The 13,493-nt window shown below is 33.0% G+C and carries 12 protein-coding genes; 6 read left to right on the top strand and 6 right to left on the bottom strand.

The genetic code is table 11. The features are described from left to right. Window positions 1-111 precede the first annotated feature (111 nt). Window positions 112-1,620: a hypothetical protein gene (locus IPO86_03340; protein ID MBK9727132.1), complete on the bottom strand. Its 1,509-nt coding sequence runs from the start codon at window positions 1,618-1,620 to the stop codon at window positions 112-114. Continuing rightward, window positions 1,610-4,282 (bottom strand): CHAT domain-containing protein, encoded by a 2,673-nt coding sequence (locus tag IPO86_03335; protein MBK9727131.1) that lies wholly within the window; start codon window positions 4,280-4,282, stop codon window positions 1,610-1,612. Before IPO86_03335 ends, IPO86_03340 begins: the two co-directional genes overlap by 11 nt. A gap of 90 nt (window positions 4,283-4,372) precedes the next feature. On the opposite strand from IPO86_03335, the gene IPO86_03330 reads away from it, so the two are divergent. The 4 genes from IPO86_03330 to IPO86_03315 all read left to right on the top strand — a co-directional run bounded on the left by IPO86_03330 (window position 4,373) and on the right by IPO86_03315 (window position 7,732). Next, a complete protein-coding gene (locus IPO86_03330; GenBank protein ID MBK9727130.1) occupies window positions 4,373-4,957 on the top strand; it encodes a sigma-70 family RNA polymerase sigma factor in 585 nt (194 codons plus the stop codon). Then, on the top strand, window positions 4,954-5,670 hold the full coding sequence (locus IPO86_03325; GenBank protein MBK9727129.1) for a hypothetical protein: 717 nt from the start codon (window positions 4,954-4,956) through the stop codon (window positions 5,668-5,670). Before IPO86_03330 ends, IPO86_03325 begins: the two co-directional genes overlap by 4 nt. A 392-nt stretch (window positions 5,671-6,062) precedes the next feature. After that, window positions 6,063-6,920: a GHMP kinase gene (locus tag IPO86_03320; protein ID MBK9727128.1), complete on the top strand. Its 858-nt coding sequence runs from the start codon at window positions 6,063-6,065 to the stop codon at window positions 6,918-6,920. 50 nt (window positions 6,921-6,970) lie between these two features. Next, window positions 6,971-7,732: an FAD-dependent oxidoreductase gene (locus IPO86_03315; GenBank protein MBK9727127.1), complete on the top strand. Its 762-nt coding sequence runs from the start codon at window positions 6,971-6,973 to the stop codon at window positions 7,730-7,732. Between the two features lie 91 nt (window positions 7,733-7,823). Here IPO86_03315 and IPO86_03310 read toward each other — a convergent pair whose 3' ends face one another. After that, window positions 7,824-8,729: a TIGR01777 family protein gene (locus IPO86_03310; protein ID MBK9727126.1), complete on the bottom strand. Its 906-nt coding sequence runs from the start codon at window positions 8,727-8,729 to the stop codon at window positions 7,824-7,826. Window positions 8,730-8,790: 61 nt separating this feature from the next. On the opposite strand from IPO86_03310, the gene IPO86_03305 reads away from it, so the two are divergent. Next, entirely contained in the window at window positions 8,791-10,560 is a 1,770-nt protein-coding gene (locus IPO86_03305) for a hypothetical protein (GenBank protein MBK9727125.1), read from the top strand. A 113-nt stretch (window positions 10,561-10,673) separates the two neighbouring features. Here the strand turns inward: IPO86_03305 and IPO86_03300 are convergent, their stop codons facing one another. The 3 genes from IPO86_03300 to IPO86_03290 form a co-directional block, all read right to left on the bottom strand. Then, the gene (locus tag IPO86_03300; GenBank protein MBK9727124.1) at window positions 10,674-10,979 is read right to left on the bottom strand and encodes a hypothetical protein; all 306 of its coding nucleotides are present in this window, start codon (window positions 10,977-10,979) and stop codon (window positions 10,674-10,676) included. A gap of 12 nt (window positions 10,980-10,991) precedes the next feature. Next, window positions 10,992-11,780, bottom strand: coding sequence for a T9SS type A sorting domain-containing protein (locus IPO86_03295; GenBank protein MBK9727123.1), 789 nt, complete (start codon window positions 11,778-11,780; stop codon window positions 10,992-10,994). A gap of 136 nt (window positions 11,781-11,916) precedes the next feature. Continuing rightward, a complete protein-coding gene (locus IPO86_03290; protein MBK9727122.1) occupies window positions 11,917-12,462 on the bottom strand; it encodes a 1-acyl-sn-glycerol-3-phosphate acyltransferase in 546 nt (181 codons plus the stop codon). A 70-nt stretch (window positions 12,463-12,532) separates the two neighbouring features. Here IPO86_03290 and IPO86_03285 point away from each other — a divergent pair, with 70 nt between their 5' ends. Continuing rightward, a complete protein-coding gene (locus tag IPO86_03285; protein ID MBK9727121.1) occupies window positions 12,533-13,468 on the top strand; it encodes a transporter in 936 nt (311 codons plus the stop codon). Window positions 13,469-13,493: the final 25 nt, after the last annotated feature.

The raw sequence follows: 13,493 nt of genomic DNA, 5'->3' as shown, positions 1-13,493 counted from the left end.
TGTGCTTAAGCTGACTTAATAGAAATAAGATAATAAATTAATTAATACTAAAGAACTCACAATTTTTAAGACATCTCGAAAGATCCTAAAAATATCACTCGGTAATATTAATTATGATTGTGGAGGGCATTTGCAATTGCAAATTTTACAATCGGTGGTAATTTTTCGTTTCTTTAAAGTTACATTGACTCCTTCGACCAAGACCTTATCCGTGTAATAAGGATCTTTAAAATTCTGAATAGGATAAACAACTCCGTCAAAGTTTGTAGTTGGACTTTCTGGTTGCAGACTTTCGTAATTAAATAATGTAGGATCCCGATTTATCTCAACACAAAATTCAAATGAACCAAATTGTGTAGGAATAGTTAATCCCAAATTAGTCGGATCCTGAGCCGCTAAGTAAGAAAGACTGGAATTGCTAAATTGTATTGAGACATTGGGATCTGTAGGAGTTGGATAAAAACATGAATTAGTTATTAAACCACATTTTTGTTCAGAGCCATATTTCCAGTTTCCCACTCTAAAAGTAGATGGGATTGCAATATCCGGCAAATTAAAATTAACAATTACTGAATTCACTGGCATATCCCCATCATTCATAAACTGCACAAAATATTTAACGAAATACCGATCTTGACTAAAGGGACAATACCAGGGTTTTTTCTTTTTATAGATACATCTAACTTCGATATAATTCGGGTCATGTATATCAGAAATTTCTTGAGTTAATGCTGGGATTACTATTGAGGAATTATTACTACAATATGCTTGAAACTTAACTTTTTTTCCAATTAAATTTGGATCATTTTCGAAATCGGCATTAAAATTAAAAAAATGAAATTTTTTCCCTGTTGGCGGAGGTGGAATATTATTAATTTCACTTACATAATTGTTTAAATTATTTATCGGAGTGCCTGCATTAAGATGATATGACCAATTGTTGTCAAAAACTTTATTTAATTTTAAGATGGGTACTTGGCTTCCACTAATCAAAACGGGAGAGTCATCATCATTTAGAGCATTGCTTATATGCAAGTTTATTGCAGTACAAGTATTTGGATAGACATGATCAGGAATAATCAATGTTAAATCTTTTCCTCTAACAATATCATGGTTTGTACTAAGACTAATACTATTTGTAGTTGGTAATTGGTAAATTGGTGAAATGGGGATATTATTAACTGAAATAGATTGCGGAGGATCATCATCTTCATAAATATTGCTAAAGTAAATATATTGTGGAACGCAATGCTGACCCATTATTAATGGCGTTTCAAAACTTGTTGAGCCAATAGTATTAAATGGTATGGGTGGATATGGGTTTCTTGAATTGAAATACGATCCGTTGTCAAAAATAATAAATAGGTCATTTCTTGGAATTGGATTTCTGACACTTCCATCAGGATTAATTGTTGAAGGAACACTTATAGAATGTATTGTAAAAGGATTATTATTCAATGAATTGCCAAATGGATATTCTCCTGTCAAACTTACCGAACCCATTGATCTTCCATTTTTATTCAATACATACCATTGCTGATCCACTTTTGTTATTTGCGAATTAAGTAAATTATCCCAAAAAATGATTGCAGTAAAAACAAGAAATGATTTAAAATACATATCGATATTTTTTAAAAAAATAAAATAAAATACAAATTAAGAATCCTACTAATAAATATTTCAGAACACTTGAACTTTTTACAATCCCCTCCATATCCCCATACCCCACAAATCCAGCCCAATAATACGGATGTTTTTTTTCAAATCCTGCCTGATTTAAATATTCTAACTTAGCATTCCGAAGGGCCTGGTCTTTTGATTTACCTTCTTTGAGTTCCTTGTAAAATCCGATCATAATCTTTGCACTGAATTCATCATTGACCGACCAAAGTGACATAATCACGGATTGCGCGCCTGCTTCCTGAAAACTTTTTCCCAGACTTCGAATGCCTTCTCCATATTCCCATTCTCCGAGTCCAGTTTCACAAGCACTCAAAACCACCATGCGCCACGGACTGTGCAAACTTGCTAATTGAGATAGTCCAAAATGCGACCGTTCTCCTGGAAAAATTAAATAAGCAACATCTTTTTCCGCTTTAGCATGCCCTGCAAAATGAACGATTTCTGCAGACTGCATATATTCCGGTAATTCATCAACTGTAATTTTCTTTTGAATGTCAACCCGACTACCAAAAAGTTTATGAATACCTTCTACTTCTTCTTGTGTATACAATAAGGCAGAAACGTTACCCCGACTGGCAATTAAATTTTGTTGGCCAGTTTCAGGATACTCCGGACGAATCGCCAAAATAAATTTCGGCTTCTCCGAAAAATCAGGCTCAAATTCTGGTTCGCCGTAACGTTGCGCAAAATAAACACTGCAATGATTTAACATAAATTGACCATCAGGATGAATTAAAGCATCAAAAGGAACAAATTGAATTTGTCCATCCGGAATAACACAAAATCGATTTGGCAATGGCTTTTTCACAAAACCAAAAAAGAAATTGTAAGCTTGCTTTAAAAGATTTTCATCCAGGACCAATTCCCGATTATTAAAATTTGCATTGATCCCTTTTATAATTTTTTGCAATTCTTCATTCGTACCAATTTGCTCAAAATAGCTTTCGCCATTTAGCATAGCCAAAATATAAACCGTATCCTGAATGATCTGGTATTCTATATAATTATCAGGATATTGAAGTATTTGTGCCTTGATTGGATATTTTTGAATTAAGTCACTTTTCTTTTGCCGAATTTTTAAACGCTCACCTAAAACGAAATTTTTCTCAAAACGATCAGAAGGCTTTAAGTGAATTAATTTGTATTCTTGCTTTTCCAAATCCTTAAAGATTTCTTTATCTTTTTTGGAAAATTTACGGATTGCCAAAATTTCTTCATTCTTAGTTTCTAGTAACAAGGCTTTTGAGTAACTAAAAAATTGGCGCACTTTTAAAATTAAATCTGGACTATTTCCTTCCGTTCTGCATAGCTGAAAAAGTCGTTCTATACCCCGATCCACTAGTGCTCTATTCGATCCTATGATCTTAAGCTTTGAAGGATCCAATAAAATTGAGCCTTGAATTATTTCATATCCAAATAATCCTAGTTCAAGATACGCAACCGATTTCTTTAGAAGACCAAATTCTTGTTCAAATCGGTATCGAAGATCATACCATTCTGAAGCCACTAAAAATAATTCTGCAAATGTATTTTCTTGAAACAATTGGTTTCGTGTAGGAATGCTATCCAAAATATTAAAATTTGGGAGAAAGCATCGAATCCCTTTTACTAAAAATTCATTACTTTGCTTTAAGTCTTCTCTATCTAAATACATGCTTGCAATATCCTTACAAATTTTAGCATACTCTCTGTCGTAAGGATTGCTTTTATAATATTCAAGAGCAGTGTTAAAATAACACCTGGCATCATTCTCATTCCCTAACTTTGCTAATAATTTAGCTTGTGTCCAATTCCAGTTTAACTTATTCAGTTCAAAATTTTGCTTCGGAGTATTATATAAATATTCAAAAGCCAAATTTTGAAATCGCTTTGCAAGTTTAAAAGAATCCAATTCAAGGTATAAACTCCCAAGTCCTGTCGCGTTCGCAAACATCCCTTGGGCAAAATTAACATGGCTTGCAATTCGTAAACCGGCTATAAAATCTTGCTCGGCATCTTTAAATCTATTGCTTGTAAATTTGAGAATACCTAAATTAGTATAAGTTCTTGAAAGATTGGAAGAGTCCCCCCAATAAACTAATGCATTTTCGACCAAACCATGAAAATATTCTGATTTTTCAAGGTCATCCAACCGATTATAATTACTTGCTAACTTGTTTTCAATAAACCTGGCTTTTTTATCCAAACAAAATGGATCTTCTACATACGAATTCGCCAATAATAAATATTGATTTGCGGATTCATGGCCTTCCATTTTAGTTATAATTCCAGCAAAATGCATATATGCATCTCGAAAATACTTTCGTTCAGGTTTTTGCTTATGTAGATACGCTATCCATGAAAGCAACTCTGCCTTCTCTTTACCAGCAAATTTTTCTTTTGGAATACTGAATCCAACTCGACGAAGTTTTTTATTAAACTCCTCCCAGTTTTTTTGGCCTGCTAACAATTCAAGAGAATCTCGATCCGATTGTGTTATTTGGGTAAAGCCATCGTTAAAACAAAAAAAATAAATGCCAAGAATAAGCAGAAATCTTGAAAATTGGAACATACGTTGGTTAGTACTTAAACAAATATAGCTCTTTTTATGTAATTGCATATTTTCCTATAATTAAATTTATTCTTAAAATATTTCCAACGAGCGGTAACTTATTTTAACTTTGAGCTCACAATCCAATTAAGTATCCGCTTGGGCATTCAGGAAATAATTCAAGGAATCCGTGGAACCGAAAAAAACCGTGCGGCTGTCGTACACCAGATATATAAGGATTCCCGTTTGAAACAATCCATTAAGCAGTACGTTTTGAATCATTTTGGCAATGCGGAAGATGCCGACATTTTATTTGATGACATGATTGTGCAATTTATTAAATCTGTATTTTCGAATCGGGAATTTAAAATCGAAGGCGATCTTTCTGCTTACCTCATGGGAATTGCAAAACATTTATGGTTTGCTGAATCTAAAAAACGGATGAAGTTAAAACACATGGTTGCTATTGATAATCTTGATTTTATCAATCCGGATGAAAATAGTTTGGACGAAATTCTAGGTTCAGAAAAAAGAACTATTTTACAAAGTGTTTTAGACAAAATTGGAAAAAACTGTAAGGAAGTTCTGATGTATTGGGCTAACGGATTTTCAATGGATGAAATCGCTTCTAAACTCGATTATAAATCAGAAGGAATGGTGCGTAAAAAGAAAAGTATTTGCCTAAAAGAACTTATACAATTAGTACAACATAACCCGGATATTAAACTCGCATTAACGCAATGAGCAAGTTCTACGATCAAATAGAAGATTATTTAAATGACAAACTATCCTCAGAGGAGAAAATTGCTTTTGAATCTTCTTTAGAATCGGATTTGGAACTTCGTGCTGCAGTTACCAATTTTTCAAATGCCAAAAAACTGGCAAAAACCTTTATTGAATTTGAAACCAGACAACAACTAAACTCTTTAAAAAATAACAATTCCAACTTAAAATGGATATTTTCTGTTGCAGCTACCCTTATAATTGGTGTGCTTAGTATTTATTTTCTTTACCCTGAATTGTTGTCTAAATCGATTGATTCTAATCAAGTCTATGCTACGCTTTATGAGAAACCAGCTACACAATCTCAACGATCAGAATCAGCATTAAATACGGCCTTAGATTCTGCCATATATGCATTTGATCAAGGCAATTTACAAATCAGTCAAAAACAATTTTCCCTAATTTTAGAAAAGGATTCATCAAACTTAATTGCCAAACGTTACATCGCGCATATACATTTACAAATCGGAAATTATGGATTAGCCGATAGCTTATTGAATATACTTTATGTTGATTCTCAGGATCCTTATAAAACAGAAGCATTGTATTACTTATGCATGTTAGATCTCATGAATCATAAATTGAATGAGGCTAAATCAAAATTTGAATTGCTAAAAAACAACTCCCTGGTTTCTTCCAATAAAATTAAAAGTATTTCAAAGTTTTTAAACTAAATAATTAGCATTTTTTACAAACGCATCATTAAGCAAGTCAAACTACTCCCCTTTAATATTTCATTATGACCGTTTCATTAAATTAGAAAACTTGAACCTGGATAATATTGGTTCCGGTTCAGAAGGAAATGTACAAAACGGTTTTCCTGAATTTCATTTCAAACCAAAATTAATTTAAAATCTTATTCATACCCTGCCTATTCGAAAAAGGATCCTGGTGGAGGCTTTATCTTGAATGGCATTCCAAAGCGCTATAATTAGTAAAATCATATTAAAAATACACATATATAAACTCTTTTAGTATCTTCGCACGGATTTCGTTAAACCATTTTTTTATCAAAGCTGAATTTTACGCAAGGGGCAAAGTTTTGATGAGCTCAGAGTATCTCGTCATGTTTGGTGCAACTGCACTGGCACTTCCTTGTAAATTAGGTCAAAAAATGAAAGTTCAGGAGCTCAATGGGTCTGAAATTCTTTGGAATTCCTTTGGTCCGGATGGAAAAAAGTGGTTTTCTGCAGAAATCGACCTCATGGGCTTCGATGTTACTGAAAGTACCGATGAATCCATTTCCAAATTCCTTAGAAAATTATTAAAAGCTTGTTGTCAAAATAATTCTGAATTCCTCTCCCATTGGAAAAAATATAAAGTAGATCACTACCTTGAATTTCCTTTGGAATGGGGACTTGGTTCGAGTTCTACCTTGATCCATAACATGGCAGGCTGGGCGGATGTAAATCCATATCACCTTTATTTTGATGTGGCAGAAGGTTCCGGGTATGATGTTGCTTGTGCCGGTGCTGAAGGTCCTATCTTATATACGCTTGGAGATGGCTCTATTGATCTTGAAGAAATTGAATTTAAACCTTCTTTCAAAGACAAACTTTATTTTGTTCCACTCAAACAAAAGGTAAGCAGTAAAGATGAAGTTCAAAAATTAAAAAATCAGAAACCTGATAAAAAATTAATTGAAGAAGCAAACCATTTAACTGAAAAATTATTAGGTATTAATTCATTAGATAGTTTTGAATCCTGGATTAAAGATCATGAAAAGCTAATTCAAAATTATACTGGGAAACAACGCATAAAAGATCAACTCTTTTCAGATTATTTTGGTGAAATTAAATCTTTAGGTGCCTGGGGTGGAGATTTGGTGCTGGTAACTGCTCCAAAAGGGCTTGCTGAAACAGAAAATTATTTCAAATCTAAAGGATTTGATAAAATTATACCCTACGCTGAGCTGATTCTTTGATCTTTTTAACTTCCTTCTTGTTCTTATCTTAATTCTTATTCCTAATATTTATGCCTCCGGCAATTTGGTATCCAATACAACTTCATCAAATAATAGATGAAAGCGCAAATACAAAACGCTTTTTATTTAAAATTGAAACTCCAGATATATTTGATTTTCAGGCTGGCCAATTCCTAACCTGTGATTTGCCGATTGGTGAAAAAAGAGCACAACGCTGGAGAAGCTATAGTATAGCAAATCGCAATACCCATCAAAATGAAATTGAATTTTGCATCTCCTATAAAGAAGGTGGTCTAGCATCTGATTATTTTTTTAATAAAATTAAAATTGCTGATACTTTTAAAGTAAAAGGTCCGGAAGGGAATTTTATACTACCGGAAAATAAGGATTTGAATCTCTTTTTAATTTGTACCGGGACGGGCTTAGCACCCTTCCGATCTATGTTGCAAGAAATTGAATTTGCAAAAAATTATTTTCGCTCTGTCCATATTATTTATGGCACCCGCAATATTAAAGACCTAATTTATACGGATGATTTAATAAATTGGTTGGAAAATATTCCTGAATTCTATTGTCATATTTGTCTTTCCCGGGAATTGGATCCCACTAAAATCAAACACGATAAATTAAATTTTCACTCCGGTTATGTGCATGAAGTTTACAAACAAATTCTAAAAGAAAAATCATATCCTACCGAATCTATGCAATTTATGATTTGTGGTTGGTCTGCTATGATCGATCAGGCTGTGGTGACTTTGTTTTCTGAATTAAATTATTCCAGAGAACAAATCCGTTTTGAATTGTATGGATAGTTGAATTGCTATTTAAAGATATCATTCAGCATATGAATCAAATTAAAAAATGATATCCCCTAAAATTAGAATTGTAAATTTTTTGGCTGCACTAACCTTCTTTTAATAAATTCTTGATAGCCTTTTCACTAGATTCGAATTTAAATTGAAATCCCTGAGCCTGCAATCCAGTTGGTAAAACATAAGCCGATGTCATTAGCAATTCGATTTGTTCTCCCAAAATTAACTTCAATACAAATTGCGGAATTCCTATGAGCAGCATCCATTTTGTAAATTGATTTTTAATTTGATTCATAAACGCTTTGTTCGCAATTGGATTGGGTGCGGTCATGTTAAATATTCCATCAAGCTGTTTATCTATTAAAAAGGAAACCGCGCGATTAAAATCTTCAAAATGTATCCAGGAATAATATTGCTTACCAGAACCAAAATAATTTAATAAATGAAAAGGTGTAGTCTGAATCATTTTAGGCCAAATGCCGCCTTTAGTACTCAAATAAAGCCCTATTCTTATAATGCAAAAATGATCTGTAAATTCTTGAAGGCGCATTGCTTCTTGCTCCCATTCTTTGCAGACTTCTGCTAAAAATCCATGCTTTCCGGGGGAGGCGTTTTCGCTTAAATTTTCATCCTCGCGATCTCCATAATATCCAATTGCAGAGACTTGTATAATTTGAGGAATTCTAATATGCTCAGTTTTTAAATGATTGTATATGGTTTGAATAGCTTGAATTCTAGAATTTACAATTTCCTTTTTTCTTTGATTCGACCATGGTTTGTCACCAATTGAACACCCAGCCAATTGGATAAGCACATCTTGTGAATGAAAAGAATTCTTATCGATTTCATTGGTTTCAGGATTCCAATAATAACTTTTATATCGGGTCTCTTGCTGATTGCGACTTAGCCAGTTTACATCATCTCCTTGTTGCAAAAAGGCCTTTGATAAACTTTGACCAACCAAACCGGATCCACCTGCTATGAGTATTTTTTTCATTGCAATTTTGTATCTTTACCGACTTTAATATTAGTTTAAGTACACGATTAAATACCGTTATATGAATAAGCTAACAGATTGCCTAAGATATTGGTTTTCGAAATTCAATTTTATTCTTATTGTATTTAGTTTAATTTTTAGTTTATTTTATTCCTCGTGCAATCCTGATAAAAAAGATTCAGGATTTACATTGAGAATTCGCTTAAAGGAAGATGTGGATTGTTTACATCCAATAGTATCTCAATCGAGTTCTGCAACTCAAATTGAACCCTTGATCATGTTACCCATGATTGAATATAGCATGGATAAAATCGAATTAACTCCATTATTAGTATTAGATATTCCAAGAGTTACTGAAACGAATGACACCATGACTACATTCGAAAGTGATATTCGTCCGGAAGCAGTTTGGGATGATGGAAGCCCAATTACTGCGAGCGATTATGCATTCACTGTGAAAGCCGCTTTGAATCCATTTATTAAAAATCCTACATGGAAAGGTTTTCTAAAAAATATAGTAGCTATAAAATTAAATCCATCACAACCAAAACACTTAATCATCCAAATCAAAAAAAATTATATTTTAGGTGCAGAAATAGCTGGCAATATAAATCTTTATCCTGAAGCTGTTTATGATCCTGAAAAAATTATGAACAAATATCAAGTAGCCGATCTCATTACAAAAGATAGCAGTTCCTGGTCACCACAAGAACTTCTGGAATTACAAAAATTTGCTGATGCTTTTCAAACTGCAGAAATGTGTAAAAGCAAAATTGCCGGTTCAGGACCCTATCGATTGGAAAGCTGGGATGCAAGCTCAAAAATTGTGTTGCAAAAAAAATCAAACTGGTGGGGAACAAAAATTGCAGAAAGCATTTCAATGTTACAATCTTACCCTGACCGAATTGAATATTTAATCATGCCCGATGAAACAGCTACTATTCTTGCATTAAAAGAGGGTAGTATAGATTTAGCTACTGAAATATCACCAAAACAATTTAATGCACTTCAATCTGATAATACAAATCAAAATAAATTACAATTTTTTACTCCCGGCGTTTTTCAATATACTTATCTTGAACTGAATACATCAAAAACTTCCCTTTCGGAACCTGCCATTCGAAATGCACTTGCACGATTAATTGACATTCCTGGATTTATAAAAAACATAATGCATGGTCTTGCAGATCCTATTGTTGGACCCATACATCCATCCCGGATTTATTATAATCAGCGTCTTAAACCAATTTCATTAAATTCTGATTCCGCTAAAGCGATTTTACAAAATGCCGGTTGGTCAGATAGTAATAAAGATGGTATACTTGATAAAAAAATAAATAATAAGCTAATCACACTATCATTCAAACTCTTAGTTTCAAGTGAAACCGGAAAAAAATTAGCCCTTTTGCTTCAAGAGGAAGCTAAAAAAGTTGGAATAGAAATAAAACCTGAAACGAAGGAGTTTGCATTAATTCTAAAAGATTTAAATGAACGAAATTTTGAAATTGCCGTATTAACCGGCAAACAATCCCCTTCCTTATTTGATCCTTATCAAAGTTGGCATAGTAGCAATGCTAAACCAGGTGGTTCTAATCGATGTGGTTTTGCGACTTCTGAAACAGATTCATTAATTCAAATTATTCGTACAACCAAGAATGAAGAAGAACGCAATCTTGCTTATTTACAGTTTCAAGAAATTTTATATATTCAACAACCACAAATTTTTCTATTCAGTCCGAAAGAACGCCTTATCGCTACTAAAAGAATTCAACTTGAAGCAAGTAGCAGGCGACCAGGATATTTAGAAAATACCATTCGATTGGCAAAATAAAAAATCTTGCAGTGCATATGTTCCAATAAATTATTTAAATTAATATAATTGGAATCTCTAAATTAGCTCCATATTAAAAAATTTATTGAATTTTATAGCGTATTAAAATTCTGCTAGAAATAATCAGGATCCAGCATAATATTTTGCGGATTGTTTTTGCGACTTATAATTCTGGATTTTTGTCTTTTCCAGATTTCACGTGAAATGGCTTCTGATAAATTAACAGAGCTTTCTGAACTAAGAATGTTTTTAAGGATTCCTTCATCAACATCCAATCGATACAAATGACTAAATAATAATCCAGGATCTTTTTCTAATAATTCTTCTACCCGAAGTTTTATAGATTGAATCCATTGATTCTCCAAATCCTGATTTTCAAGAAATTGTTCAGAATATTCCGGTAGCAATTCATCACCCATAAATAGAGGTCACTATGGACGTTGTGTTTTCTTAATTAATTTCTGCGTTTTAAGAATCTTATTTTGATGATTTATAAATTTTGCAAAATAAATACCATCATTTAAATTGCTTAAATCAATGGTTCTATTGGATTCATATAACTTAAAATAACCAACGGAAGAACCAAACAAATTCATAATTTCTAATTCTTTTACATCCTCTAAATTTCCCTGGATATAAAATTTATCAACAAAAGGATTTGGAAAAATAGACACTTTGTTAATTCCAGTATTATCTGCAGAAGAAGGCAATGCCTCGTCCACTTGTAAGGACGTTCTAGAACCCCCATCTCCACTATCAGAATCATTGGAATTTACTCCAGTGCCCCCAGCATAAATCGTTATAGGTCCTGAACCAGGAAGTGGTGCTTTCCATTGTACTTCAAATAAATTGGTTGCACTTCTATCGGTTTGCTCTGCATAAAGTCGACCATTTCTAATGGTTACTAATTTTACATTTTGACTGATCGGAGTGATATCTTTCAAATTTTCTCCATTCTGACCTTTTATCGCTTTTAATAAGGTCATTTGAAATCCATGTGCTTTCGGGACATTTCCTCCAGCATGATTTACTCTAACATGAATTTGATAGGTCTTATTAGCTTCATATTTAGTAATTGTATCAGCCTGATCTAAAACAAAAATTTTAACTTCGATGTCTGTTGGACCATTATGACAAGACTGACATACCGTATTATCATCTCCGGGTGCACCCGTGCTACCTAAACCTACAGTTGTGGCTCGACCTTTCCTATTTGACATTGTTAGGATAGAGATAGCGGTCATTAAAAAAAGAAAGTAAATGTATTTTTTCATCTTGTCAATTCTGGTATAAAGATATTATTAGTCATTGGACTAGCATTTTAAAGAAAGGTTAAATTCTTGAAAAACTATTTATTTAAAAACTTAATTCGGGGTATTTACCCGGTCGGTTTCTGAAAAAATCTTCTAAACTGCGGATATCCTCTTGGTCGCTGTTGCCAGCATAAAAGGCATTGCTGAAGTCTACTGACTTCGTTTCATAATTCATAATCGTTGGTATAATTGGGATGTTTGCACCTTTCGCAATATAATAGAAACCCGTTTTTAAGCGGTCGACCTTTTTTCTAGTACCTTCTGGGGCAACCACAATTGCAAACTCTGGGTTCTCATTAAATACTTGAATATAAGAATCCACTTGGTTTATATGCTTACTTCTAACTACAGGATACCCGCCTAATGCTCTGAAAATGAATCCAAAAGGTGGCTTAAAAAGACTTTCTTTACCTAAAAATCGTACTTTGTAAAGCCCATATGCAGCCCGTATCAAAATTCCCAATGGAAAATCCCAATTTGAAGTATGTGGACCTATTGCGATGATGTATTTTGGAAGATTAAACAATTTTTCATGCCCCGTTGCCTTCCACCCAATTAGTTTCAATATCGTCCTAGCAAACCATCCCATGATTTATTGATTATTCTTTATCATTGCAATATTACAATTGGCAATATATTTCACAAACAATTCAAAGTTAATGAAAGAACAAATAAATCCAGCAGAAAGAATAGACCCTACTAAAGAAGACTTTGGTTTTGGAAAATCCTATAACCAAACTCAAAATCGTATGATTACGGATGATGGCAAATTTAATATTCTTAGAATTGGTGTACCTGGTAGAAGTCAGTTTCATGAATTAATTGAAATGTCCTGGATTCAATTTTTACTCCTCATTGTCCTCTATTATATTGTCATCAACCTGATTTTTGGCTCTATCTATTATCTTATTGGTTCTGAACAGATTATGGGTGTTGAGATGGGTTCAAAATGGACTGAATTTTATCAATGTTTCTTTTTTAGTGTGCAAACATTTACCACAGTAGGCTATGGAGGCTTGCACCCAAAAGGCTTTCTAATCTCAGGTATTGCTGGAATGGAGGCCTTAGCCGGATTATTGACTTTTGCGATTATAACGGGTCTTGTTTATGCAAAATTTAGTAAACCACAAGCCAAAATATTGTATTCTAAAAATGTATTGATTGCTCCTTTCAAAGAAGGATATGGCCTTCAACTTAGAATTGCAAATGCACTTACGAATACTTTAATTGATATGGAAGCCAACTTAATTATATCCTTTACACCAGAAGATTCAAATAACAGGATTTTAAGAAATTTACCTTTGGAAATCAATAAAATTGCACTTTTTCCGCTGAATTGGACTTTGAATCATGCCATTGATGAAAAAAGTCCTCTTTATGAACTTCAACTTAATGAAGTTTCAAAATATCATATGGAGGTTTTGGTAATGATAAAAGGGTTTGACGAAACCTACAATCAAATGGTTCATTCTATGCAGTCTTACCATTATGAAAGTATTATATATAATGCCAAGTTTCAGCCTATGTTTGAATATATAGATGGCAAAACCATTCTTTACCTTGATAAATTGGATGATTTTAATCAACTGAATTAAACGAAATCTAATAATTAAAGTCTTA

It is taken from the genome of Saprospiraceae bacterium, assembly GCA_016717265.1.
GTDB lineage: Bacteria > Bacteroidota > Bacteroidia > Chitinophagales > Saprospiraceae > Vicinibacter.
Note: the sequence above shows the minus strand (reverse complement) of the source record. Positions and strands in the feature narration are given on the sequence as shown.